The sequence below is a fragment of the Pseudomonas sp. FW305-3-2-15-C-LB1 genome (assembly GCF_058787615.1).
Genome location: NZ_JBYSZX010000018.1, coordinates 48,498 through 72,609 on the forward strand (window position 1 = coordinate 48,498; position 24,112 = coordinate 72,609).

Genomic DNA, 24,112 nt, shown 5'->3' on the forward strand with positions numbered 1-24,112 from the left:
TAGAGGTGCGTCAATTTCAGGCTTGGAATGGGGTCAAATGGTGGGAGGGGGCTTGCCCCCGATGGCATTCTTTCATTCAACATTTTTGTCGGTTGATACACCGCTATCGGGGGCAAGCCCCCTCCCACATTTGACTGCAGCTCATCAGGGGTTATTTATCGCGAATCGAGAAGTTCGCCATATGCTCCAGGCCCTTGATCAGCGCCGAATGGTCCCAGTTGCCGCCGCCAATCGCGGCGCAAGTGCTGAACACCTGTTGCGTACCGGCGGTGTTCGGCAGGTTGATTCCCAGCTCCTTGGCCCCGGCCAGTGCCAGGTTGAGGTCTTTCTGGTGCAGGTTGATACGGAAGCCCGGATCAAAGGTGCCCTTGATCATGCGTTCGCCATGCACTTCGAGGATTTTCGACGAGGCAAAGCCGCCCATCAGGGCTTCACGCACCTTGGCCGGGTCGGCACCGTTCCTGGACGCGAATAACAATGCTTCGGCCACCGCCTGGATATTCAGCGCCACGATGATCTGGTTGGCGACCTTGGCGGTCTGGCCATCGCCATTGCCGCCCACCAACGTGATGTTCTTGCCCATGGCCTGGAACAGCGGCAAGGCGCGTTCGAAGGTCTGCGGCTCGCCACCGATCATGATGCTCAGGGTGCCGGCCTTGGCGCCGACTTCGCCACCGGACACGGGCGCGTCCAGGTACTGCGCGCCGGTCTCGTTGATCTTCGCGGCGAATGCCTTGGTGGCAGTGGGGGAGATCGAACTCATGTCGATCACCACCTTGTTCGGCGACAGGCCTGCGGCGACGCCGTCCTTGCGGAACAGCACGTCATCCACCTGAGGTGTATCCGGCACCATCACGATGATGAACTCGGCTTCCTGCGCCACCTGCTGCGGGTTGGCCAGGGCCACGGCGCCAGCGTCGATCAGCGCTTGCGGGGCCTTGCCGTGGTGCTCGGAGAGGAACAGTTGGTGGCCTGCTTTCTGCAGGTTCGCGGCCATGGGTTGGCCCATGATGCCGGTGCCGATGAATCCGATTTTAGCCATGAAAGAATCCTCTTTTTATTAGATGGCGTTATGGGTTTTCAACCAACCCAAACCCGCTTCGGTGGTGGTCAACGGCTTGTATTCACAGCCGACCCAACCCGTGTAGCCGATGCGGTCCAGATGCTCGAACAGGAAGCGGTAGTTGATCTCACCGGTGCCCGGCTCGTTACGCCCCGGGTTGTCCGCCAACTGGATATGGTTGATCTCGCCCAGGTGCGCGGCCATGGTGCGGGCCAGGTCGCCTTCCATGATTTGCATGTGGTAGATGTCGTACTGCAGGAACAGGTTGTCGCTGCCGACCTGTTCGCGAATCGACAGGGCCTGCGCCGTGTTGTTCAGGTAGAAGCCAGGGATGTCGCGGGTATTGATCGCTTCCATCACCAGCTTGATGCCCACCGCTTGCAGTTTTTCAGCGGCGTACTTGAGGTTGGCGACGAAGGTTTTTTCCAGGGTTTCGTCATCAACGCCGTGTGGGCGGATGCCTGCCAGGCAGTTGATCTGGGTGTTGCCCAGCACCTGGGCGTAGGCGATGGCCAGCTTGACCCCGGCGCGAAACTCTTCGACGCGGTCCGGGTGACACGCCAGGCCGCGTTCACCCTTGGCCCAGTCACCGGCCGGCAGGTTGAACAGCACCTGGGTCAGGCCGTTGGCGTCGAGCTGCGCCTTGATTTCAGCGGAACTGAATTCATACGGGAACAGGTATTCGACCCCTTGGAAACCGGAATCGGCAGCCGCTTTGAAGCGGGCAAGGAAGTCCTGTTCGGTAAACAGCATGGACAGGTTGGCGGCGAAACGCGGCATAGGGTTCTCCTTAATCGAGCAGGGAAATGGCAGTCGGCGCATCATTGCCGACCAGCGCCAGATCTTCGAATTCATTGACGGCGTTGATCTCGGTGCCCATGGAAATATTGGTCACGCGCTCCAGAATAATCTCAACGATCACCGGCACCTTGAATTCTTCGATCATTGCCTCGGCGCGGCGCAGTGCCGGCGCGATCTGGCCTGGCTCGAACACGCGCAGGGCCTTGCAACCCAGGCCTTCGGCGACGGCCACGTGGTCTACGCCATAACCGTTGAGCTCCGGGGCGTTGAGGTTGTCGAAGGACAGCTGCACGCAGTAGTCCATTTCAAACCCACGCTGGGCCTGGCGGATCAAGCCCAGGTAGGAGTTGTTCACCACCACGTGGATATACGGCAGCTTGAACTGCGCGCCCACGGCCAGTTCTTCGATCATGAACTGGAAGTCGTAGTCGCCGGACAGCGCCACCACCTTGCGGCTCGGGTCGGCCTTGACCACGCCGAGGGCGGCGGGGATGGTCCAGCCCAATGGGCCGGCCTGGCCGCAGTTGATCCAGTGGCGTGGCTTGTACACGTGCAGGAACTGCGCGCCGGCAATCTGCGACAGGCCGATGGTGCTGACGTAGCAGGTGTCTTTGCCGAACACCTGGTTCATTTCTTCATACACACGTTGTGGCTTGACCGGTACGTTGTCGAAGTGCGTCTTGCGGTGCAGGGTGGCCTTGCGCTGCTGGCAGTCGTGCAGCCAGGCACTGCGATCCTTGAGTTTGCCGGCAGCTTTCCACTCGCGGGCCACTTCAATGAACATTGTCAGGGCGGAGCCGGCGTCGGAGACGATGCCCAGGTCCGGGGTGAAGACGCGGCCAATCTGCGTGGGCTCGATGTCGACGTGAATGAACGTGCGGCCCTCGGTGTACACCTCCACCGAACCGGTGTGACGGTTGGCCCAGCGGTTACCGATGCCCAGCACCACGTCCGACTTGAGCAGCGTCGCGTTGCCATACCGGTGGGAGGTTTGCAGGCCGACCATGCCGACCATCTGCGGATGATCGTCAGGGATGGTGCCCCAGCCCATCAGGGTCGGGATCACTGGGATGCCGGTCAACTCAGCGAATTCCACCAGCAGCTCGCTGGCGTCGGCGTTGATCACGCCACCACCACTCACCAGCAGCGGGCGCTCGGCCTGGTCCAGCAGGGCCAGGGCTTTTTCCACCTGCAAGCGGGTGGCCAAAGGCTTGGCGAGGGGCAGCGGCTGGTAGGCGTCGATGTCGAATTCGATCTCGGCCATCTGCACGTCGAAGGGCAGGTCGATCAGCACCGGGCCGGGGCGGCCGGAGCGCATTTCATAGAAGGCTTTCTGGAAGGCATACGGCACTTGGCCGGGCTCCAGGACAGTGGTTGCCCACTTGGTCACCGGCTTGACGATGCTGGTGATGTCCACGGCCTGGAAATCTTCCTTATGCATGCGGGCGCGGGGCGCTTGCCCGGTGATGCACAGGATCGGGATGGAATCGGCCGAGGCGCTGTAAAGACCCGTGACCATGTCGGTGCCCGCCGGGCCCGACGTGCCGATGCACACGCCGATGTTGCCGGCCTTGGTGCGGGTGTAGCCCTCGGCCATGTGGGAGGCGCCTTCAACGTGGCGAGCAAGGACGTGATCGATGCCACCCACCTTCTGCAAGGCCGAATACAGCGGGTTGATCGCGGCGCCTGGGATACCGAAGGCGGTGTCTACGCCTTCACGGCGCATGACAAGGACGGCGGCTTCGATTGCTCTCATTTTGCTCATTATTTTGGTGCCTCTTGCGTTTTGTAATTGTATACAAGTGGTGTCTGTCCAAAGTGTATTCACGGCGGGCTGCGCAGGTCAATGCATTTTATAAACTGGCCTTTGCGTTCGTCGGAACGGCTTTTTTCGACGTATGGAGCTTTTGTGCGAAAATATTGTATACAAAAATAAAAGTCATTGTGTTCTATTTGTCGGGTGGAGCATCTGATCATTCAGACCTGCACCGCGTTCCCAATAACAAAAGAAGGACGGCACCATGAGCGCTTTAACCTTGAAAATTGCCACCCAACTGGCCAGTCAGGCCCTTGCTGCAGGGCGCAGTGTTGCGGCGGCGCCGCTGACCATCGCGGTACTCGACAGCGGCGGTCACTTGATCGCCCTGCAACGGGAGGACGGCGCGAGCTTGCTGCGCCCGCAGATCGCCATTGGCAAGGCCTGGGGGGCGATTGCCCTGGGCAAGGGGTCACGCCTGCTGGCGCTGGACGCGCAGCAACGTCCGGCCTTTATCGCCGCATTGAACAGCCTGGGGCAGGGCAGTGTGGTGCCAGCGCCGGGTGGGGTGTTGATTCGAAGTCAGGAAGGTGTGGTGCTGGGCGCGATCGGGATCAGCGGGGATACGTCGGATATTGATGAGCAGTGTGCGATCACGGCGATCGAGGGGGTGGGGTTGATGGCGGATGCCGGGGTGTCAGCTTGATTCTGTGTTGACTTGCCCCCGATTGGCACACACACACACGGTGTGTCAGTCCGGCTCACAGCCCTTGAGCACCAACCGGATAATGGTCTGCGCCGCCGCCTCGTAATCCGCTTCATCCAACTTGGCCTTGCCGGTCACTGCCGAGATCTGCCAGTCGAAATCCGCGTAGGTCTGTGTGGCCGCCCAGATGCTGAACATCAAGTGATTGGGGTCAATCGCCGCGATCAGGCCACGATCCACCCAATCCTGGATGCACGCGATGTTGTGTTTGGCCTGGGCATTCAGTTGCTCGACCTGATCAGCGCTCAGGTGCGGCGCGCCGTGCATGATTTCGCTGGCGAACACCTTGGAGGCAAACGGCAGGTCGCGGGAAATGCGTATTTTCGAGCGGATGTAGTTGCTCAGGACTTCCTTGGGGTCGCCCTGCGGATTGAATGGCGTGGAGGCGGCCAGGATCGGCTCGATGATGCTTTCGAGCACCTCGCGGTAGAGGTTGTCCTTGGACTTGAAGTAGTAGTAGACGTTGGGCTTGGGCAGGCCGGCCTTGGCGGCGATGTCGCTGGTTTTGGTCGCGGCGAAGCCCTTGTCGGCGAACTCCTCGCTCGCCGCCCGCAGGATCTTTTCTTTGTTGCGCTCGCGAATGGTGCTCATAAACCTGGAGTTTCCTTGCCAAGACTGGCGGTTGCGCATGGTAGCACCGGCTATCCGCGCGCCTCAACAATCTGCCCGTCGGGCCTTGCGCCGCGTTATGCTCGCGCCATCTCACTCTTACGGAAGCCCGATTCATGGCAGGAAGCAGCTTGTTGGTGTTGATCGACGATATCGCCGCGGTACTCGATGACGTTGCCCTGATGACCAAGATGGCGGCGAAGAAGACCGCCGGGGTGCTGGGCGATGACCTCGCGCTCAATGCCCAGCAGGTCTCCGGCGTGCGCGCCGAACGGGAAATCCCCGTGGTGTGGGCGGTGGCCAAGGGCTCCTTCGTCAACAAGTTGATCCTGGTGCCCGCAGCGCTGTTGATCAGTGCGTTCGCGCCGTGGGCGGTGACGCCGTTGTTGATGCTCGGCGGCGCCTACCTGTGTTTCGAAGGTTTCGAGAAACTCGCGCACAAGTTTCTGCACAGCAAGGATCAGGACCAGGCTGAACATGCGCAGTTGGTCGAGGCCGTGGTCGATCCGGCAACCGACCTGGTGGCCTTCGAAAAGGACAAGATCAAGGGTGCCATTCGTACCGACTTCATCCTTTCCGCCGAAATCATCGCCATCACCCTCGGCACAGTGGCCGATGCGCCGCTGATGCAGCAGGTGATCGTGCTGTCCGGCATTGCCATCGTCATGACGGTGGGCGTCTACGGACTGGTGGCCGGTATCGTCAAGCTGGATGACCTGGGCCTGTGGCTTACCCGCAAGCCCGGTCAGGTGGCGCGCAGTATCGGCGGTGCCATCCTGCAAGCGGCACCGTACATGATGAAAAGCCTGTCGGTGATCGGAACGGCGGCGATGTTCCTGGTCGGCGGTGGGATTCTTACCCATGGCGTGCCGGTGGTGCATCACTGGATTGAAACGGTCAGCCGGGGTGCGGGCGGGGTGGCGTGGTTGGTGCCGGTGGTGCTGAACGGCATTGCGGGAATTGTTGCGGGGGCAGTGGTGCTGGCAGTGGTCAGCGCAGTGCGCAAGCTCTGGAACGCCGCGAAGGCTTGATCCGTTGGCAATAAAAAAGGCCATTCATTCGAATGGCCTTTTTGCGGACAGATTTTCTGAGTGACGTGCTGGACCTGTCAGGTGTTGCTGGCGCAGGCTTCTACTCATCGAGACGGGACGCGCTCAATCCTGGCGGGTGAGCCATTCAAGGAGTTTTTCAGCTTCAGCACCTCGCCTGCCAAACAAAGAGTGAAATTCCACTGGTGTCAAGAAGTCGTCTGTCGTTATTTTACAGGTTCACCAAAAATCGCCCAGCTCATAAGAACATCTGCTTCTGAGCCCGGCAGGGTCAGTTCGTCAATACTGTGGGGACGTATCTTTCTGTCTATTAGTCTATTCGGAGGAGGGAAGTCGATTTCTTGGTTACCTGCGGTAGAAGACGTTCCGCCTTTTTTATCGATTGGGATAAGAATCTCTTTTTCAAATCGGTCCAATATTTTCGCCTGCGCCTTCTTGCTGAGCCCCGTCGCGTCCCAGTCACCTATTCGCGCCTTAATCGCGTCGATTAAACGAATTATTGTTAATTTCTTTGTTTGAGGATCTATGTACTCGATTTCCTCGTTCATACGGTGCTTGATTGACGAATAATAAGGCCCGTTTTTTATTTGTTCAGGGCTGCGGAGTCTTTCTTTGGGGGCAGTCGCGGGTGGGTGATCTTTTGGTAGTTCTTTGGAGGTGAGGTATTCATAGAACTTTTCAAGTTCAGAGCCCGGTTTAGCCAATTCAGACACTAAGTGATATGGCCCAGCGTTAATAAACGTTCGACCTCCGTCGATTTTTTGATTACCGTTTTGATCAAAATGTTTGATTGTTTCGTTGGCTTTCTGACGGGAAGTCTCCCTCTCTTCAACGCTGCGACTCTTATCATCCCAGTCACCTACCTGCCTCTTTAACAAGTCGATGGGTTTGGATACCGCATACTTTTTAGTCACCGGATCAAAGTGAATGATGGGATAGGAGAGTTCGTGGCGTAGAGACGAAAGATAAGGGGTTTTTTCTGCTTTCTCATTTTTCACGTGGTCGCAACGATTCGAAGGCTGTGAAGGCAATGAGGGTTCCGTATAAAAAAACTTTTGAGCGGCGGGGGCTATAGAAAACGGCATGTGATAATCCTTGTGTGATTTTGAATGTAGCGGATATTGAAGGTCAAGCTGGAGTCCATTTGCTGTCCTCGCAAAGTGATTGGTGGGTGAGGCGGCGACAGTTCCTGACGTGTATGGTTTGTAATATTTATAAGAAAGGCATTTTCCCTCGTATGGAATGTGTCGTTGCAGTCGTGGGAAGAATGTAAAGCTATTTGGCGTGAGAGGTATTGGTTGTAGGGTGTTCTGTTGGCAATAAAAAGGCCATTCAATCGAATGGCCTTCTAAGAAGTGTTTGCCTACCGTCTGTAAGTTATGCTTCGCGAAGTCTTATCGCCGGTTAACGATATCGCCCGACAACGCTTCTTCTCCCCTTTCGCAATAATCCAATAAACGCATGAATTCCGAATTTGCGTGTACGGTATTGGAAATATAGCGAGACTCTAACGTCTGTCGATTGCGCATGACGCCATCGATTTTATTGTCGTTTTGCTTGGAGTGAGCGCCGCCCATGCTGTCAATACTTTCAAGCACAACCAGTGCCTTGAACGCAAGGCTTAATCGCTGAAGCGGACTTAGAGATTTGTCGTTCCAATTGCCACCCAATTGTTTATAAAATTTATTAAGGTCCAGGAAGTGAGCCCCCTCTGGTTTTCCGCATTTGTCTAGAGTTGAAAAAAGAGGGTGTTCAAGGACCTGTTTAAGGAGGCGAAGATGGAATGTGTCTCGGTCATGACTGGTCACATGCTCGAGATGAACTGGGGCTGTTGAAATCGTAGCCGGAGGTGGAGGGGTAAAACTGGATGCGCTGTGGTCGTTTCTAATAGTGGTCATAAATAAACAACTCCATTTGATTAAGTATATTTTCTGTTTTTCTGGCGAGGCCGAAAAATGTATCGGTTGCGCAGTATTAGTGCGTTGCATGGCTGGGCGGTTCCATGAAAACGGCACGGCGCGAGGCGAGGTTTTTACTGGTTATGTTGAAATTCTTTGGCAATAAAAAAGGGCTCCCCGAATAACCGGGTAGCCCTGTATTTGCTGAATTTATGTTATTCGGCTATTTGTAACTTTCGAGACTCAGTATATATATACCGCACTTTCTCATATTCAAACGGCGAGTTCATCTGCCCGTACCGGAAGCTGGTCTGATAGCGTTTATCCACCGCACGCAACGCCCATATTTCCGGGTGGTTGGAGCTGACTTCCGACACGTTGAGGAAGTTGATCTGGGTTTCCGCGCCGTAGTCGACGATCAGGCCAGTGGTATCGCGCAGGTTGGATGGACCGAAGATCGGCAGCACCAGATACGCCCCGCCAGGCACGCCGTAGAAGCCCAGGGTCTGGCCGAAGTCTTCGCTCTGGCGCGGCAGGCCCATGGCGGTGGCCGGGTCCCACAGGCCGGCAATACCGAGGGTGGTGTTGACCAGCAGGCGCCCGGTGGTTTCCAGGGAGCGGTGGCCCTTGAGTTGCAGCAGGCTGTTCAACAGGTTGGGCACGTCGCCCAGGTTATTGAAGAAGTTGCTGACGCCGGTACGCAGGAAGCTGGGGGTCACATAGGTGTAGCCGTTGACCACCGGCAGGAACACCCATTGGTCGAAGCGGTAGTTGAAGTGGTACACGCGGCGGTTCCACGACTCCAGCGGGTCATACACGTTGAGTGCGGTGAGCGATGAGCGCTCGAACTCCCTCTGGTCCAGGCCTGGGTTGAACTTGAGCTTGCTCAGCGGTTCCTTGAAACCGTCGGCATCCACGTTGACCGGCTCATGGGCCTTGCTGTTGTCGGCATTGGCCACGCCTGCGCACATCAAGGCGGCAAGCAGCAGAAGATATTTAGCCACGGAAGAACTCCAGCATGGCGTCGGCGTTGACGCGGTAATTGAGGTTGCCGCAGTGGCCGCCCAGCGGGTAGACGGTCAAGCGATCGCCGAAGGTTTTACGCAGGAAACCGAGGTCGCCAGGGCCGAGGATCACATCGTCCGCGTTATGCATGACGGCGATTTTCGGGCTGTTGTGCAGGTAGTCCTTGAGGGCGTACAGGCTGACCTGGTCGACCAGTTGCAACAGGCTGCCCCCATCGGAGCGCGCGCGCCACATCGGGATCACTTGTTCGGTGAGGTAGCAATCGAAGTCGCATTGCAGCGCACGCTTGAGGAACGGCGTAAGGCTGGTGCCTTCGGTGATCGGGTACTTCGGCGGGATGATCAGGCCACGGCGGTTGATCAGGTCCGAAGTAAAGGCGATGTCGGCCGCTGAAAAACGGAACGAGGTGCCGATCAGCATGGCCATCTGTTCGTTGGTCAAGTGCTGCTTGGACTGCTGGAAGTCGTACAGCAGGGCGTCGTTGAGGTCGATGTAGCCCTTTTGCTGAAAGTAACGGGTCAGCTTGTTCAGCACCAGCTCATAGAAGGTGGTGGTGTTGTTGATGCCCTTGACCTCGGTCTGTACCAGCTTGTCGAGGTTGGTGATCGAGGTATAGAGGTTGACGGGCGGGTTCAGCAGCAAGACTTTCTTGAAGTTGAAGCTGCGACGGGTCTCGTCGAGCTTGGCCACAAACGCCGCATCCAGGCCGCCCAGGCTGTAGCCGGTGAGGTAGAAGTCGGTGACCGGCAACGAGGCGTTCTGCGCGCGCACGGCTTGCATCACGCGGTACATGTCTTCCGCGTCTTCCTGGGTGATCCCGGGGGTGGCGAAGCGCGAGGCGGCGCTGATGAAGTCGAAGCTGGTGGGCGACGACAGTTGCACCACATGGTAGCCGGCCTGGTAATACAGTTTCTTCAGGTATTCGTTGAGGCTGCTGTCAAACCGCGCGCCAGTACCGGCGATCAGGAAGATCAGCGGCGCCGCTCGGTCCTGCTTGGCGATGCGGTAGGTGAGTTTCTTCACCGCCCAGAAGTTGTCCGGCAGGCTGAACTCGCGCTCGGGGCGCATGTTCAGGGTGTAGTCGGATTGGTTGATCTCGTCATCGCTCGGCAACTTTGGCCGAAGATCGGGCGGTGTGGTGGCGATGGTCGCTTCAAACGGGTTGGTCAAAGGGTAGCCATAGCTGGCCTGGTCAATATCGACGGCCAGTGCTGACGCACTCAGAAATAGGCTGCCCAGCAGGGCAGCACAGCGCAAGGAACGGAGCATGACTTAATCCCTAGGAGGAAACGTGCTTAATGAAGTTCGCAGGCTATGACCACCGCGTCGTCGCCGAAGTGCCAGCACTCGGCACGAAAAGTCGGTAAATAACGTCGGAATCGGGGTAATAGTAGCGAGAAGATACACTTTGCCGCGCTTTGATGAATACTAATTGTGTGTATGCGCCTTGCTAACGGCTGTCGGAGCATTAAGCTGAGCGCCGTTTTTGCCTATCGGAGTGGCCCATGTCCCGTCGTTTACCGTTGATTTTGCTGCTTATTGCCCTGCCACTATGGTTGGCTGCCAGTTACGGTGCGCGCTATGGCTTTATGGAGGACGGCCAGTGGGTGGGCATTTGCGTGGATGAAGCCAGCCGCTGGGAATGCCAATTGCGTTCGAACCTTGGCCTGATGATCCACTTCAAGGTGCTGGGCTGGACCGCGCTGATCACGTCGGTGCTGGCGTTTTTTGTGCCTGGCCGCGTGGGCTGGGGGGTGGCGGTGCTGGGGATGACGTTCGGGTTGCCGGCATTGGCGTTGTATAACACCACGTTTGCGGTGTTTGCGGTGGTGATCGCGGGGTTGCGGTTGGTCAGGAAGCCCCGCGTTGCCTGATAGGGCCTCATCGGGGGCAAGCCCCCTCCCACATTGGTAATGCATTCACCTGTGGGAGGAAGCTTGCCCCCGATAGCGGTTTTAGACCTTGCGCACTCGCAAGCAGCGCCACAAGGCTGCCGTCATGAGCAGGCTCACTACCGCCCAACCCCAAGCCTGCTGGTTCAACAACCCTTCACGGTACAACTGCGGCGCAATACCCGCACCGATGATGAAGGCCAGCAAGGCAATCTCCCGGCGCGGTCCGGTCACCGGGCGCACCAGGTACACCAGGGCTGGCAACACCAGCGCGGCGCTCGGGAAGCTGCGGTAGCGCGGGTCAAACACCAGCGCCAGCATCATTACCGCCCCCGCAAAACCGGCAGTCGCCACCAGCCAGCCAGCGCGCTGCTCCAGCCAGTTGAATGCGCGTGCGCGCCAATCTTGCCGTGCGCTCAAGGCCAGGGCGGCATGGGCCAGCACCAGCAGGTTCAACACCACCAGCAAGCCTGCCCACACCCATTCATCGTTGAACCGCGCGGTGACGCGGGTCAGCTCGGCCCAGGTGCCGATGGAGCAGGCTGCCACGGCGCCCAGCAACGGCAGGGCGATCGCGGTGCGCGTGCTGTGCACACGGCCACCCAGAACCAGGGTGCCCAGCAGGATGATCCCGCCCACGCCGAGCCACAGCGGCCAGTACGGCACATTGGTCACGGGCCCCGCGAGGATGCCCTTGTCCTGCCGATTGGCATCGAACAGGCCCCAATAACCACCGACGGCACCTTCACTCGCACGCTTCCACGGCTGGTCAAAGGCCTCGATCAGGTTGTAGCGCCAGCCATTCGCCTCGGCCATGGCCACGAAACCCCGCATGAACCTGGCTTCGTTGACCCGGCTCGGCACGGCGGTTTCGCGCTGGCGACCTTCGCTGGGCCAGCCGGTTTCACCGATCAGGATGTCCTTGGGCGCGAATTTGTTGCCGAACGTCTGGCGCACATCGCCCACGTGCTTGAGCGCCTGGTCGATGCCGGAAGGGTCATCTTCCCAGTACGGCAGCAGGTGGATGGTCAGGAAGTCCACCGCCGGCGCGATTTCCGGGTGTTGCAGCCAGAATTCCCACACATCCGCATAGGTCACCGGCTGCTTGATCCGGCTTTTCACGGTCTGGATCAGCGTCACCAGCTGTTTGGCGGTGACTTCTTTACGCAGCAGCGCTTCGTTGCCGACGATCACCGAGGTCACTACGTCAGGGTTGGCGTTTGCTGCGGCGATCAACTCTTCGATTTCTTTCTCGGTCGCCACCGGGTCACTGCTGACCCAGGCGCCGGCCATCACCTTCAGTCCATGCTTGCGTGCCATCTCCGGCAAGGCTTCCAGGCCGGTCATGGAGTAGGTGCGAATGCATTCGAAGCGGGTAGCCAGCAGGGCCAGGTCGGCGTCCATGCGTTCCGGGCGCAGTGTGAAGGGCTGGTCAAACGGGGATTGGTCTTTATCGAACGGCGTGTAGGACGCGCACTGCATCTTGTGCGTGGCGCTGGCGACATCGGGCAGCACTACGGGGCGGCCGAGGCCATACCAGTAGCCGATCAGGGCCAGCAGGCCGAGGAGCAGGGCGCAGAAATAGAGCAGGGCAGGGAAGCGGGCAGTCGCGGGCATGGTCGGCTTATCTGGAGAGCAAAGGCGCGCATCTTACCCGGATTTGGGCCGTCCCAGTGGGGCCGCATAATTTTGACATGCAAAGTTCGGGCGGGATTTTGGCGTCAAGTCCTACAAAATGCCCTGCTGGCTATGTGATGTCGTTTCTTGCTTGTATGAGGTCGCTGACAGAGCAGGTCGAAGGGCGCGGCAGGTTGATGATCGAACTGTCAGCACTCCACTGATGCCGCAGACACCGGATCGATGCGCGTGACGGGGGCGCGGTGCACCACATAACAACAGGTTGACGTCGCTCGGCATCCGTCGGGCGCAGCACTTTCGGGGAAGTACGATGAAGATGCGACGACTCTTGGGCGCAGCTGCCACTCTGGTAGTTGCGATGAGCTCCACACTGGCCAGCGCCGACAGCAAAACCCTGAGCATCGGCTATGTGGACGGCTGGTCCGACAGCGTTGCCACCACGCACGTGGCGGCAGAGGTGATCAAGGCCAAGCTCGGTTATGACGTGAAACTGCAAGCGGTAGCCACCGGGATCATGTGGCAGGGCGTGGCCACCGGCAAGCTCGACGCCATGCTGTCCGCCTGGTTGCCGGTGACCCACGGTGAGTATTGGGCCAAGAACAAGGACAAGGTGGTCGACTACGGCCCCAACTTCAAGGATGCCAAGATCGGCCTGATCGTGCCGGAGTACGTCAAGGCCAAGTCCATCGAAGACCTCAAGACCGACACCACCTTCAAGAACAAGATCGTCGGTATCGACGCCGGCTCGGGCGTGATGCTCAAGACCGACGAAGCCATCAAGCAGTACGGCCTCGACTACAAACTGCAAGCCAGCTCGGGTGCGGCGATGATCGCCGAGCTGACCCGCGCCGAAGACAAACAGGAATCCATTGCGGTCACCGGTTGGGTGCCACACTGGATGTTCGCCAAGTGGAAACTGCGTTTCCTGGACGATCCAAAAGGGATTTATGGTGCTGCTGAAACCGTCAACAGCATCGGCAGCAAGGGCCTGGAGAAGAAAGCGCCGGAAGTCGCGGCCTTCCTGAAGAAATTCCAGTGGGCCTCCAAGGACGAAATCGGCGAAGTCATGCTGGCTATCCAGGAAGGCGCCAAGCCTGATGCAGCGGCCAAGGATTGGGTCGCCAAGCACCCTGAGCGCGTAGCCGAGTGGACCGGTAAGTAACAGCCCCTGATATGCCCTTGTGGGAGGGGGCTTGTCCCCGATAGCGATCTGTCAGCTATCGATGTACTGGCTGACACACTGCTATCGGGGGCAAGCCCCCTCCCACATTAATTTTGCCTCCCGCAAATCTCCCTGCGCCCCCGCAAACCCTCGCTACACTCGATCTAAGACTAAGGTCGTCTGGAACCTCTACGGCAGCCGCATACAGTGGATACGTTCCAATAATAAAAAAGCTGTGCTGCGAGGATAAAAACAATGAACGACAGCATTTACCTCTCGATTCAAAACAGCCCGCGTTTCAAGGAGCTGGTGAGAAAAAGGGAAAGGTTCGCCTGGATTCTCTCGGCGATCATGCTAGGGCTTTACTCCGCTTTCATCCTGTTGATCGCCTACGGGCCACAAGTGCTGGGGGCCAAGCTCAGCCCTGGTTCGTCGATTACCTGGGGCATTCCCCTGGGCGTCGGGCTGATTGTGTCCGCCTTCATCCTGACCGGCATCTACGTGCGCCGGGCCAATGGCGAGTTTGACGACCTGAACAATGCGATTCTCAAGGAGGCTGCGCAATGATCCGTCGTCTACTGGCAATATTCGGCGCTTCGCTCTTTGCTCCGGCCGTCTGGGCGGCAGACGCATTGACCGGTGAAGTGCACAAGCAACCCCTGAACATATCGGCCATCGTGATGTTTATCGCGTTTGTCGGTGCGACCCTGTGCATCACCTACTGGGCTTCCAAGCGCAACAAATCGGCAGCCGACTACTACGCGGCCGGCGGCAAAATCACCGGTTTCCAGAACGGCCTGGCCATTGCCGGCGACTACATGTCAGCGGCGTCCTTCCTGGGGATTTCCGCACTGGTCTACACCTCCGGCTATGACGGTCTGATCTACTCGATCGGCTTCCTGGTGGGCTGGCCGATCATTCTGTTCCTGATCGCCGAGCGCCTGCGTAACCTGGGCAAGTACACCTTTGCCGACGTGGCGTCCTATCGCCTGGGCCAGACCCAGATCCGCAGCCTCTCGGCCTGTGGCTCGCTGGTGGTGGTGGCGTTCTACCTGATCGCGCAGATGGTGGGCGCGGGCAAGTTGATCCAGCTGCTGTTCGGCTTGGACTATCATGTAGCGGTGATCCTGGTGGGGATCCTGATGTGCATGTACGTGCTGTTCGGCGGCATGCTGGCGACCACCTGGGTGCAGATCATCAAGGCGGTGCTGTTGCTGTCCGGTGCCTCGTTCATGGCGCTGATGGTGATGAAGCACGTCAACTTCGACTTCAATATGTTGTTCTCCGAGGCGATCAAGGTTCACCCTAAAGGTGAAGCGATCATGAGCCCTGGCGGCCTGGTGAAAGACCCGATCTCGGCATTCTCCCTGGGCCTGGCACTGATGTTCGGTACCGCCGGCCTGCCGCACATCCTGATGCGTTTCTTCACCGTGAGCGACGCCAAGGAAGCGCGCAAGAGCGTGCTGTATGCAACTGGCTTTATCGGCTACTTCTACATCCTGACCTTCATCATCGGTTTCGGCGCGATCCTGCTGGTGAGCACCAACCCGGCGTTCAAGGATGCGGCTGGTGCCTTGCTTGGCGGCAACAACATGGCGGCGGTGCACCTGGCCAACGCGGTGGGCGGCAGTATCTTCCTGGGCTTCATCTCGGCCGTGGCCTTTGCCACCATCCTTGCGGTGGTTGCAGGCCTGACCCTGGCCGGTGCGTCGGCGGTGTCCCATGACCTGTACGCCAGTGTGATCAAGAAAGGCAAGGCCAACGACAAGGATGAGATTCGCGTCTCGAAGATCACCACCATCGCGTTGGGCGTATTGGCGATCGGCCTGGGTATCCTGTTCGAAAGCCAGAACATCGCGTTCATGGTCGGCCTGGCGTTCTCCATTGCCGCCAGCTGTAACTTCCCGGTGTTGCTGCTTTCCATGTACTGGAAAAACCTCACCACCCGTGGCGCGATGATCGGCGGCTGGCTGGGCCTGGTCAGTGCGGTTGGTCTGATGATCCTTGGCCCGACCATCTGGGTCTCGATCCTGCACCACGAAAAAGCCATCTTCCCTTACGAATACCCGGCGCTGTTCTCGATGATCATTGCGTTCGTCGGCATCTGGTTCTTCTCCATCACCGACAAGTCGGCGGCGGCAGAGAAAGAGCGTGCGCTGTACTTCCCGCAGTTTGTGCGTTCGCAGACTGGCCTGGGGGCGAGTGGGGCGGTGAATCACTAAGGTTGTAGCCCGATAAGGAAATGCCCCGGTCGAAAGGCCGGGGTATTTTTTTACCTGGTATTCTGCGTTATGGGTACCCGCGTCATCGGGGGGCGAGCCCCCTCCCACATTTGACTGTATTCACAAATAGACATGTGTAAACCGAGCCCAGTGTGGGAGGGGGCTTGCCCCCGATAGCGGTCGCCCAGTCGGCACAAACAAAAACGGCCTCCACTAGGGGAGGCCGTCTTCGGTGCAACTCAGCGATGCTTACTTGCGATCTTCCAACTGGGTGATGTCACGCGACTTGTAGCCCCTGTACAGCTGGCGCGGACGGCCAATCTTGTACGGGCTGGAGAGCATTTCTTTCCAGTGGGAGATCCAGCCCACGGTCCGCGCCAGGGCGAAGATCACGGTGAACATGCTGGTTGGAATGCCGATCGCCTTGAGGATGATCCCCGAGTAGAAGTCGACGTTCGGGTACAGCGAGCGTTCGATGAAGTACGGGTCGGTCAGGGCGATCTCTTCCAGGCGTATGGCCAGTTCGAGTTGCGGGTCGTTCTTGATGCCCAGTTCCTTCAACACTTCGTCGCAGGTCTGCTTCATCACGGTGGCGCGCGGGTCGCGGTTCTTGTAGACCCGGTGACCGAAGCCCATCAGCTTGTACGGATCGTTCTTGTCCTTGGCTTTTGCGATGAACTTGTCGATGTTGGACACATCGCCGATTTCATCGAGCATGGTCAATACCGCTTCGTTCGCACCGCCGTGGGCAGGGCCCCACAGTGCGGCGATACCGGCGGCGATACAGGCGAACGGGTTGGCACCCGAAGAACCGGCCAGGCGTACGGTGGAGGTAGAGGCGTTCTGCTCGTGGTCGGCGTGGAGGATGAAGATCCGGTCCATGGCCTTGGCCAGCGTCGGGCTGATCGGTTTGATCTCGCACGGCGTGTTGAACATCATGTGCAGGAAGTTTTCCGCGTACGTCAGGTCGTTGCGCGGATACATCATGGGTTGGCCCATGGAGTACTTGTAGACCATGGCGGCCAGGGTCGGCATCTTGGCAACCAGGCGGATCGCGGAGATTTCGCGATGCTGCGGGTTATTGATGTCGAGGGAGTCGTGATAGAAGGCCGACAGGGCGCCGACCACACCGCACATGACGGCCATCGGGTGGGCGTCGCGACGGAAGCCGTTGAAGAAGGTCTTCAACTGCTCGTGAACCATGGTGTGGTTCTTCACGGTGCTGACGAACTGGGCTTTCTGCTCGGCTGTTGGCAGTTCGCCATTTAGCAGCAGGTAGCAGGTTTCCAGGTAGTCCGATTTCTCGGCCAGTTGCTCGATCGGGTAGCCGCGGTGCAGCAAAATGCCATTGTCGCCATCGATATAGGTGATCTTCGACTCGCAAGAGGCGGTCGACATGAAGCCTGGGTCGAATGTGAAACGGCCCGTGGCCGTCAGGTTCCGTACGTCGATAACATCGGGACCAACGGTGCCGGTTAAAATGGGCAGCTCGACGGGGGCTGCGCCCTCGATGATCAACTGCGCTTTTTTGTCAGCCATGTGGCCTCCTATTTATGCTTCAAATCATCAGACAGACCCCCCACGCAGGGCCCGCACCACTATATTGATATAAATCCAGATGTCAATTTGCCTAAAGTCTTGCACCAGAAGGCTTTAACCGTACTTTTTCCTCGAAATTGCCTGCCATTTACGCCTTTTATTCCCCCAGCGCAATCCGCTATTAGGGTGAGGAGTGCGCGTTGTCATTAGTAACCTAACTGTCTATACTCGGCCACCGACCGCCAAGGGCTTTTGGGCTTGCTTTCATTGGGGGTCGCACTCCCTGGGTGGTGCTTACCTGACCAGTCGCACTCCCCAACAACTTTGCCCTGATTGTTAGGGGCTCTTCAGTGTGAAAAAAAGCCGTGAATAGCCAACGACCTGTAAACCTAGACCTAAGGACCATCAAACTCCCCATCACCGGCGTTACGTCGTTCCTGCACCGTGTTTCCGGCATCATCCTGTTCCTGGGCTTGGGCATCATGCTTTATGCATTGAGCAAATCCCTGGGTTCCGAGGAAGGATACGCCGAGGTGAAGGCATGCTTGACCAGCCCGCTGGCCAAGTTCGTAGCATGGGGCCTCCTGTCCGCTCTGCTGTATCACCTGGTAGCCGGTGTGCGCCACTTGATCATGGACATGGGCATCGGTGAGACGCTGGAAGGCGGCCGCCTGGGCTCGAAAATCATCATCGCCATTTCCGTGGTGCTGATCGTTCTGGCAGGAGTTTGGATATGGTAACCAGCGTTACGAATCTGTCGCGTTCGGGCCTCTATGACTGGATGGCACAGCGTGTGTCTGCGGTCGTTCTCGCGGCTTATTTCATTTTCCTGATCGGATACCTTGTCGCAAATCCGGGCATTGGCTATGAGCAATGGCACGGCCTGTTTTCCCACAATGCGATGCGAATCTTCAGTCTGCTGGCCCTTGTTGCCCTGGGCGCACACGCCTGGGTAGGCATGTGGACCATCGCGACCGACTACCTGACGCCGATGGCGCTGGGCAAGTCCGCGACTGCAGTACGTTTCCTCTTCCAGGCAGTCTGCGGCGTCGCGATGTTCGCTTACTTCGTCTGGGGTGTGCAGATTCTTTGGGGTATCTGATTCATGGCTAACATTCCAACTATTTCATTCGACGCCATCATTATTGGTGGCGGCGGCGCTGGCATGCGCGCTGCGCTGCAGCTGGCCCAGGGCGGTCACAAGACTGCCGTGATCACCAAGGTGTTCCCGACCCGTTCCCACACTGTATCGGCCCAGGGTGGCATCACCTGCGCCATCGCCTCCGCCGACCCGAACGATGACTGGCGCTGGCACATGTACGATACCGTCAAGGGTTCCGACTACATCGGTGACCAGGACGCGATCGAATACATGTGTCAGGAAGGCCCGGCTGCAGTGTTCGAGCTGGACCACATGGGTCTGCCGTTCTCCCGTACCGAGCAAGGCCGTATCTACCAGCGTCCGTTCGGCGGCCAGTCGAAGGATTACGGCAAAGGCGGGCAGGCTGCCCGTACCTGCGCCGCGTCCGACCGTACCGGTCACGCGCTGCTGCACACCCTTTACCAGGGCAACCTGAAAGCCGGTACCACGTTCCTGAACGAGTACTACGCCGTTGATCTGGTCAAGAACGCACAAGGCGAGTTCGTCGGTGTGATCGCGATCTGCATCGAAACCGGTGAAACCACCTACATCCGCGCCAAGGCTACCGTGCTGGCGACCGGCGGTGCAGGTCGTATCTACGCGTCCACCACCAATGCCCTGATCAACACCGGTGACGGCGTCGGCATGGCACTGCGTGCGGGCGTGCCGGTACAAGACATCGAAATGTGGCAGTTCCACCCGACCGGTATCGCCGGCGCCGGCGTACTGGTGACCGAAGGTTGCCGTGGTGAAGGTGGCTACCTGATCAACAAGCACGGCGAGCGTTTCATGGAGCGTTATGCGCCGAACGCGAAAGACCTTGCTGGTCGTGACGTTGTGGCCCGTTCGATGGTTAAAGAGATCATCGCCGGCAACGGCTGTGGCCCGAATGGCGACCACGTACTGCTGAAACTCGATCACCTGGGCGAAGAAGTACTGCACAGCCGCCTGCCAGGTATCTGCGAGCTGTCCAAGACCTTTGCTCACGTTGACCCGGTGGTTGCTCCGGTTCCGGTTGTCCCGACTTGCCACTATATGATGGGCGGCGTGCCGACCAACATCCATGGCCAGGCGATCACCCAGAATGCCGAAGGCGAGGACGAGATCATCCACGGTCTGTTCGCCGTAGGCGAAGTGGCGTGCGTATCGGTTCACGGTGCCAACCGCCTGGGTGGCAACTCGCTGCTCGACCTGGTGGTCTTCGGCCGTGCTGCCGGCCTGCACCTGGAAAAAGCGCTGACCGACGGCATCGAATACGATGACGCGACCGACGCCAACATCGAGGCTGCCCTGGCACGCCTGAACGCTCTGAACGAGCGTACCGATGGCGAAGACGTGGCAACCCTGCGTCGCGAGCTGCAAAGCTGCATGCAGAACTACTTCGGTGTGTTCCGTACCGGCGAATACATGCAGAAGGGTATTGCCCAGCTGGCCGATCTGCGCAAGCGCATCGCCAACGTCAAGATCAACGATAAGAGCCAGGCGTTCAACACTGCTCGTATCGAAGCCCTTGAACTGCAGAACCTGCTGGAAGTGGCCGAAGCGACTGCCATCGCTGCCGAGGTTCGCAAGGAATCCCGTGGTGCCCACGCCCGTGAAGACTTTGAAGATCGCGACGACGAAAACTGGTTGTGCCACACCCTGTACTTCCCGGGTGACAAGCGCGTAACCAAGCGTGCCGTGAACTTCTCGCCGAAGACGGTTCCGACGTTTGAACCGAAGATTCGGACTTACTAAGGGTGGCTGCCATGTTGAAAGTCAGTGTTTATCGCTACAACCCTGATCAGGACGCTGCGCCGTTCATGCAGGAATTCCAGGTCGATACCGGTGGTAAAGACCTGATGGTGCTGGATGTACTGGCACTGATCAAAGAGCAGGACGAAGGTTTCTCCTATCGTCGCTCTTGCCGTGAAGGTGTATGCGGTTCCGACGGCATGAACATCAACGGCAAAAACGGCCTGGCGTGTATCACGCCGCTGTCCGCCGTGGTCAAAGGCAACAAGCTGATCGTTCGTCCTCTGCCAGGTTTGCCGGTTATCCGTGACCTGGTCGTCGATATGAGCATCTTCTACAAGCAATACGAGAAAGTTAAGCCGTTCCTGCAGAACGACACGCCGGCTCCGGCCATCGAGCGTCTGCAGTCCCCGGAAGAGCGCGAGAAGCTCGACGGCCTGTACGAGTGCATCCTGTGCGCTTGCTGCTCGACGTCGTGCCCGTCCTTCTGGTGGAACCCGGACAAGTTCCTGGGTCCAGCTGCCCTGCTGCAAGCGTACCGCTTCCTGGCAGACAGCCGTGACACCAAGACGTCCGAGCGTCTGGCTTCGCTGGATGACCCGTTCAGCGTATTCCGCTGCCGCGGGATCATGAACTGCGTCAACGTATGTCCCAAAGGCCTGAACCCGACTAAGGCCATTGGTCACATCCGTAACATGCTGCTGCAGAGCGGCGTGTAACTGACGTTGTAGTAAAAGCAGGACCGTTGTGCCCGTAAATGCTACGGCGCAGGCTTCAACCGGCGCCGTAGTTTTAACTTGAGCAGCGACTTACAAAGCCGCGGCTCTTATTTTGAAGAAATGAGACAAGCAGGGGCATTCGGGTTGGTACCCGAACTATCAGCGTGATCCTAAGTGGCTTGTTTTGGTCGCTGCACTTGGCCTTTTGCAAGCAAACTCGGTGTTTTCGCCGGTGGTGTCCCCAAATCGAGGGTGACCAAGCATGCAAGAAAGCGTGATGCAGCGCATGTGGAACAGCGGCTATCTTTCAGGTGGTAACGCTGCCTATGTGGAAGAGCTTTATGAGCTCTACCTGCACGACCCTAACGCTGTGCCAGAAGAATGGCGCACCAAATTTCAGACGTTGTCTTCAGACGGCAACGCTGCCACCGATGTATCGCACGCAACAATTCGCGATCAGTTTGTGCTGCTGGCAAAGAACCAGCGCCGCGCCCAACCGGTTTCCGCCGGCAGCGTGAGCAGTGAGCACGAGAAGAAGCAAGTTGAAGTATTGCGACTGATCCAGGCCTACCGGATGCGCGGCCACCAGGCGGCCCAGCTTGACCCGCTGGGGCTCTGGCAGCGTCCTGCACCTGCAGACCTGTCGATCAATCATTACGGCTTGACCAATGCCGATCTTGATACGACCTTCCGTGCCGGCGACCTGTTCATCGGCAAAGAGGAAGCGAGCCTACGCGAAATTCACGAAGCGTTGCAGCAGACATATTGCCGCACCATCGGCGCTGAGTTCACGCACATCACCGATTCCGAGCAACGCCAATGGTTCCAGCATCGCCTGGAAGGTGTGCGTGGCCGTCCGGTGCTGTCCGCCGATGTACGCAGCCACCTGCTCGAGCGCGTCACCGCTGCCGAAGGCCTGGAAAAATACCTGGGTACCAAATACCCGGGCACCAAGCGTTTCGGCCTGGAAGGCGGCGAAAGCCTGATCCCGATGCTCGACGAGCTGATCCAGCGTTCCGGTTCCTACGGCACCAAGGAAATCGTGATCGGCATGGCCCACCGTGGTCGCCTGAACGTGTTGGTCAACACCTTCGGCAAGAACCCGCGTGAGCTGTTCGACGAGTTCGAAGGCAAGAAGAAGGTCGAGCTGGGCTCCGGTGACGTTAAATACCACCAAGGGTTCTCGTCCAACGTGATGACCACCGGCGGTGAAGTTCACCTGGCCATGGCCTTCAACCCATCCCACCTGGAAATCGTTTCTCCAGTGGTCGAGGGGTCGGTGCGTGCCCGCCAGGATCGTCGCAACGACACCACGGGTGAAAAGGTCCTGCCGATTTCCATCCACGGTGACGCGGCATTCGCCGGTCAAGGCGTGGTCCTGGAAACCTTCCAGATGTCGCAGACCCGCGGCTTCAAGACCGGCGGTACCGTTCACATCGTCATCAACAACCAGGTTGGCTTTACCATCAGCAACCCGCTGGATGCGCGCTCCACCGAGTACGCCACCGACGTTGCCAAGATGATCCAGGCGCCGATCCTCCATGTGAATGGGGATGATCCGGAAGCCGTGCTGTTCGTGACCCAACTGGCTGTCGACTACCGCATGCAGTTCAAGCGTGACGTGGTGATCGACCTGGTTTGCTACCGCCGTCGCGGTCACAACGAAGCCGACGAACCAAGCGGCACCCAGCCGCTGATGTACCAGCAGATCACCAAGCAGCGCACCACTCGTGAACTGTACGCCGAGAGCCTGACCAAGGCCGGTGTGGTTGACGATGCGCGTGTTCAGGCGAAAGTCGACGAATACCGCAACGCGCTGGACAACGGCCTGCATGTAGTGAAGAGCCTGGTCAAAGAGCCGAACAAAGAGCTGTTCGTCGACTGGCGTCCATACCTGGGCCACGCCTGGACGGCGCGTCACGACACCTCGTTCGACCTGAAGACCTTGCAGGAACTGTCCGCCAAGCTGCTGGAAATCCCGGAAGGCTTCGTGGTGCAGCGCCAGGTTGCGAAGATCTACGAAGACCGTCAGAAGATGCAAGCCGGCGGCCTGCCGATCAACTGGGGTTACGCCGAAACCATGGCGTACGCGACCCTGGCGTTCGAAGGTCACCCGATCCGCATGACCGGCCAGGACATCGGCCGTGGTACGTTCTCGCACCGTCACGCGGTCCTGCACAACCAGAAAGACGCCAGTACCTACGTTCCGTTGAAGCACCTGTACGAAGGCCAGCCACGTTTCGACCTGTACGACTCGTTCCTGTCCGAAGAAGCCGTGCTGGCGTTCGAATACGGTTACTCGACCACCACGCCGAACGCGCTGGTGATCTGGGAAGCCCAGTTCGGTGACTTCGCCAACGGTGCCCAAGTGGTTATCGACCAGTTCATCACCAGCGGCGAGCACAAGTGGGGTCGCCTGTGCGGTCTGACCATGCTGCTGCCACACGGTTATGAAGGCCAGGGTCCTGAGCACTCCTCGGCCCGTCTGGAGCGTTACCTGCAGCTGTGCGCCGAGCACAACATCCAGGTGTGCGTGCCGACGACCCCGGCCCAGATCTACCACTTGCTGCGTCGCCAGGTGATCCGCCCGCTGCGCAAGCCGCTGGTAGTACTGACACCGAAGTCGCTGCTGCGTCATAAACTGGCCGTCTCGACCCTGGAAGATCTGGCGGATGGTTCGTTCCAGACCGTTATTCCAGAAATCGACGCGCTGGATGCGGCCAAGGTGACTCGCCTGGTCCTGTGCAGCGGCAAGGTCTACTACGACCTGCTGGAAAAACGTCGTGCCGAAGGCCGCGAAGACATCGCCATCGTGCGTATCGAGCAGCTTTACCCGTTCCCGGAAGACGACCTGATGGAGGCCATCGCGCCTTACACCAACCTCACTAACGTAGTGTGGTGCCAGGAAGAACCGATGAACCAGGGCGCGTGGTACAGCAGCCAGCATCACCTGCGTCGCAGCATCGGCAACCACAACAAGGCCCTGGGCCTGGAATATGCCGGTCGTGATGCTTCCGCTGCACCTGCGTGTGGTTATGCGTCGATGCACGCCGAGCAGCAGGAAAAACTGCTGCAAGATGCTTTCACTGTTTAACGC

At 58.6% G+C, this 24,112-nt stretch carries 21 protein-coding genes; 11 read left to right on the top strand and 10 right to left on the bottom strand.

Features of this window, described 5'->3' with window-relative positions; genetic code table 11:
- Positions 1-151: 151 nt before the first annotated feature.
- The 3 genes from AC3WP7_RS25680 to gcl are packed head-to-tail and all read right to left on the bottom strand — an operon-like array spanning position 152 to position 3,629.
- Positions 152-1,042: a 2-hydroxy-3-oxopropionate reductase gene (locus tag AC3WP7_RS25680; protein ID WP_071488472.1), complete on the bottom strand. Its 891-nt coding sequence runs from the start codon at positions 1,040-1,042 to the stop codon at positions 152-154.
- A gap of 18 nt (positions 1,043-1,060) precedes the next feature.
- A complete protein-coding gene (hyi, locus tag AC3WP7_RS25685) occupies positions 1,061-1,843 on the bottom strand; it encodes a hydroxypyruvate isomerase (protein ID WP_093514420.1) in 783 nt (260 codons plus the stop codon).
- Between the two features lie 10 nt (positions 1,844-1,853).
- Positions 1,854-3,629 (bottom strand): glyoxylate carboligase, encoded by a 1,776-nt coding sequence (gene gcl, locus AC3WP7_RS25690; RefSeq protein WP_093514421.1) that lies wholly within the window; start codon positions 3,627-3,629, stop codon positions 1,854-1,856.
- Positions 3,630-3,885: 256 nt separating this feature from the next.
- On the opposite strand from gcl, the gene AC3WP7_RS25695 reads away from it, so the two are divergent.
- Positions 3,886-4,326, top strand: coding sequence for a GlcG/HbpS family heme-binding protein (locus AC3WP7_RS25695; protein ID WP_092247807.1), 441 nt, complete (start codon positions 3,886-3,888; stop codon positions 4,324-4,326).
- A gap of 45 nt (positions 4,327-4,371) precedes the next feature.
- On the opposite strand, the gene AC3WP7_RS25700 is transcribed toward AC3WP7_RS25695, so the two are convergent.
- Positions 4,372-4,977, bottom strand: a complete 606-nt coding sequence (locus tag AC3WP7_RS25700) for a TetR/AcrR family transcriptional regulator (protein ID WP_092247810.1) — start codon at positions 4,975-4,977, stop codon at positions 4,372-4,374.
- A 134-nt stretch (positions 4,978-5,111) separates the two neighbouring features.
- On the opposite strand from AC3WP7_RS25700, the gene AC3WP7_RS25705 reads away from it, so the two are divergent.
- Complete coding sequence (locus AC3WP7_RS25705) at positions 5,112-6,026, top strand: DUF808 domain-containing protein (RefSeq protein ID WP_102592527.1); 915 nt, start codon at positions 5,112-5,114, stop codon at positions 6,024-6,026.
- Between the two features lie 224 nt (positions 6,027-6,250).
- Here AC3WP7_RS25705 and AC3WP7_RS25710 read toward each other — a convergent pair whose 3' ends face one another.
- The 4 genes from AC3WP7_RS25710 to AC3WP7_RS25725 all read right to left on the bottom strand — a co-directional run bounded on the left by AC3WP7_RS25710 (position 6,251) and on the right by AC3WP7_RS25725 (position 10,237).
- Entirely contained in the window at positions 6,251-7,129 is an 879-nt protein-coding gene (locus AC3WP7_RS25710; RefSeq protein ID WP_092247816.1) for a hypothetical protein, read from the bottom strand.
- A gap of 309 nt (positions 7,130-7,438) precedes the next feature.
- Positions 7,439-8,032, bottom strand: a complete 594-nt coding sequence (locus tag AC3WP7_RS25715) for a hypothetical protein (RefSeq protein ID WP_146012706.1) — start codon at positions 8,030-8,032, stop codon at positions 7,439-7,441.
- A 125-nt stretch (positions 8,033-8,157) separates the two neighbouring features.
- Complete coding sequence (locus AC3WP7_RS25720) at positions 8,158-8,946, bottom strand: MlaA family lipoprotein (RefSeq protein WP_092247818.1); 789 nt, start codon at positions 8,944-8,946, stop codon at positions 8,158-8,160.
- Positions 8,939-10,237: a serine/threonine protein kinase gene (locus tag AC3WP7_RS25725; RefSeq protein ID WP_071488466.1), complete on the bottom strand. Its 1,299-nt coding sequence runs from the start codon at positions 10,235-10,237 to the stop codon at positions 8,939-8,941. The genes AC3WP7_RS25720 and AC3WP7_RS25725 overlap by 8 nt, the downstream gene beginning before the upstream one ends.
- Positions 10,238-10,473: 236 nt before the next feature.
- Here AC3WP7_RS25725 and AC3WP7_RS25730 point away from each other — a divergent pair, with 236 nt between their 5' ends.
- A complete protein-coding gene (locus AC3WP7_RS25730) occupies positions 10,474-10,842 on the top strand; it encodes a hypothetical protein (protein ID WP_102592526.1) in 369 nt (122 codons plus the stop codon).
- Positions 10,843-10,923: 81 nt separating this feature from the next.
- On the opposite strand, the gene AC3WP7_RS25735 is transcribed toward AC3WP7_RS25730, so the two are convergent.
- Positions 10,924-12,477: a glycoside hydrolase family 17 protein gene (locus AC3WP7_RS25735; protein WP_102592525.1), complete on the bottom strand. Its 1,554-nt coding sequence runs from the start codon at positions 12,475-12,477 to the stop codon at positions 10,924-10,926.
- A 331-nt stretch (positions 12,478-12,808) separates the two neighbouring features.
- On the opposite strand from AC3WP7_RS25735, the gene AC3WP7_RS25740 reads away from it, so the two are divergent.
- From AC3WP7_RS25740 to AC3WP7_RS25750, 3 genes are all read left to right on the top strand, one after another.
- Positions 12,809-13,660, top strand: coding sequence for a glycine betaine ABC transporter substrate-binding protein (locus AC3WP7_RS25740; protein WP_025857941.1), 852 nt, complete (start codon positions 12,809-12,811; stop codon positions 13,658-13,660).
- 255 nt (positions 13,661-13,915) lie between these two features.
- Positions 13,916-14,227: a DUF485 domain-containing protein gene (locus tag AC3WP7_RS25745; RefSeq protein WP_016972153.1), complete on the top strand. Its 312-nt coding sequence runs from the start codon at positions 13,916-13,918 to the stop codon at positions 14,225-14,227.
- A complete protein-coding gene (locus AC3WP7_RS25750; RefSeq protein ID WP_071489586.1) occupies positions 14,224-15,882 on the top strand; it encodes a cation acetate symporter in 1,659 nt (552 codons plus the stop codon). Before AC3WP7_RS25745 ends, AC3WP7_RS25750 begins: the two co-directional genes overlap by 4 nt.
- Positions 15,883-16,131: 249 nt before the next feature.
- On the opposite strand, the gene gltA is transcribed toward AC3WP7_RS25750, so the two are convergent.
- Positions 16,132-17,421 (bottom strand): citrate synthase, encoded by a 1,290-nt coding sequence (gene gltA, locus AC3WP7_RS25755; protein WP_092247829.1) that lies wholly within the window; start codon positions 17,419-17,421, stop codon positions 16,132-16,134.
- A 365-nt stretch (positions 17,422-17,786) separates the two neighbouring features.
- Here gltA and sdhC point away from each other — a divergent pair, with 365 nt between their 5' ends.
- The 5 genes from sdhC to AC3WP7_RS25780 all read left to right on the top strand — a co-directional run bounded on the left by sdhC (position 17,787) and on the right by AC3WP7_RS25780 (position 24,109).
- The gene (sdhC, locus tag AC3WP7_RS25760; RefSeq protein ID WP_003172804.1) at positions 17,787-18,161 is read left to right on the top strand and encodes a succinate dehydrogenase, cytochrome b556 subunit; all 375 of its coding nucleotides are present in this window, start codon (positions 17,787-17,789) and stop codon (positions 18,159-18,161) included.
- On the top strand, positions 18,155-18,523 hold the full coding sequence (gene sdhD, locus AC3WP7_RS25765) for a succinate dehydrogenase, hydrophobic membrane anchor protein (RefSeq protein WP_003172805.1): 369 nt from the start codon (positions 18,155-18,157) through the stop codon (positions 18,521-18,523). Before sdhC ends, sdhD begins: the two co-directional genes overlap by 7 nt.
- A 3-nt stretch (positions 18,524-18,526) precedes the next feature.
- Positions 18,527-20,299: a succinate dehydrogenase flavoprotein subunit gene (sdhA, locus tag AC3WP7_RS25770; protein WP_010211741.1), complete on the top strand. Its 1,773-nt coding sequence runs from the start codon at positions 18,527-18,529 to the stop codon at positions 20,297-20,299.
- 11 nt (positions 20,300-20,310) lie between these two features.
- Entirely contained in the window at positions 20,311-21,015 is a 705-nt protein-coding gene (locus AC3WP7_RS25775; RefSeq protein ID WP_003172807.1) for a succinate dehydrogenase iron-sulfur subunit, read from the top strand.
- A gap of 262 nt (positions 21,016-21,277) precedes the next feature.
- The gene (locus AC3WP7_RS25780) at positions 21,278-24,109 is read left to right on the top strand and encodes a 2-oxoglutarate dehydrogenase E1 component (RefSeq protein ID WP_102592524.1); all 2,832 of its coding nucleotides are present in this window, start codon (positions 21,278-21,280) and stop codon (positions 24,107-24,109) included.
- Positions 24,110-24,112 lie beyond the last annotated feature (3 nt).

Excerpts from the sequence above, each read along its gene's own strand:
- AC3WP7_RS25705 (WP_102592527.1), top strand. The coding sequence starts at position 5,112 with ATGGCAGGAAGCAGCTTGTTGGTGTTGATCGACGATATCGCCGCGGTA.
- AC3WP7_RS25735 (WP_102592525.1), bottom strand. The coding sequence starts at position 12,477 with ATGCCCGCGACTGCCCGCTTCCCTGCCCTGCTCTATTTCTGCGCCCTG.
- sdhA (WP_010211741.1), top strand. The coding sequence starts at position 18,527 with ATGGCTAACATTCCAACTATTTCATTCGACGCCATCATTATTGGTGGC.
- AC3WP7_RS25700 (WP_092247810.1), bottom strand. The coding sequence starts at position 4,977 with ATGAGCACCATTCGCGAGCGCAACAAAGAAAAGATCCTGCGGGCGGCG.
- gltA (WP_092247829.1), bottom strand. The coding sequence starts at position 17,421 with ATGGCTGACAAAAAAGCGCAGTTGATCATCGAGGGCGCAGCCCCCGTC.
- gcl (WP_093514421.1), bottom strand. The coding sequence starts at position 3,629 with ATGAGCAAAATGAGAGCAATCGAAGCCGCCGTCCTTGTCATGCGCCGT.
- AC3WP7_RS25775 (WP_003172807.1), top strand. The coding sequence starts at position 20,311 with ATGTTGAAAGTCAGTGTTTATCGCTACAACCCTGATCAGGACGCTGCG.
- AC3WP7_RS25780 (WP_102592524.1), top strand. The coding sequence starts at position 21,278 with ATGCAAGAAAGCGTGATGCAGCGCATGTGGAACAGCGGCTATCTTTCA.
- AC3WP7_RS25695 (WP_092247807.1), top strand. The coding sequence starts at position 3,886 with ATGAGCGCTTTAACCTTGAAAATTGCCACCCAACTGGCCAGTCAGGCC.
- AC3WP7_RS25715 (WP_146012706.1), bottom strand. The coding sequence starts at position 8,032 with ATGCAACGCACTAATACTGCGCAACCGATACATTTTTCGGCCTCGCCA.
- AC3WP7_RS25745 (WP_016972153.1), top strand. The coding sequence starts at position 13,916 with ATGAACGACAGCATTTACCTCTCGATTCAAAACAGCCCGCGTTTCAAG.
- AC3WP7_RS25680 (WP_071488472.1), bottom strand. The coding sequence starts at position 1,042 with ATGGCTAAAATCGGATTCATCGGCACCGGCATCATGGGCCAACCCATG.
- sdhD (WP_003172805.1), top strand. The coding sequence starts at position 18,155 with ATGGTAACCAGCGTTACGAATCTGTCGCGTTCGGGCCTCTATGACTGG.
- AC3WP7_RS25710 (WP_092247816.1), bottom strand. The coding sequence starts at position 7,129 with ATGCCGTTTTCTATAGCCCCCGCCGCTCAAAAGTTTTTTTATACGGAA.
- AC3WP7_RS25725 (WP_071488466.1), bottom strand. The coding sequence starts at position 10,237 with ATGCTCCGTTCCTTGCGCTGTGCTGCCCTGCTGGGCAGCCTATTTCTG.
- AC3WP7_RS25750 (WP_071489586.1), top strand. The coding sequence starts at position 14,224 with ATGATCCGTCGTCTACTGGCAATATTCGGCGCTTCGCTCTTTGCTCCG.
- AC3WP7_RS25740 (WP_025857941.1), top strand. The coding sequence starts at position 12,809 with ATGAAGATGCGACGACTCTTGGGCGCAGCTGCCACTCTGGTAGTTGCG.
- hyi (WP_093514420.1), bottom strand. The coding sequence starts at position 1,843 with ATGCCGCGTTTCGCCGCCAACCTGTCCATGCTGTTTACCGAACAGGAC.
- AC3WP7_RS25730 (WP_102592526.1), top strand. The coding sequence starts at position 10,474 with ATGTCCCGTCGTTTACCGTTGATTTTGCTGCTTATTGCCCTGCCACTA.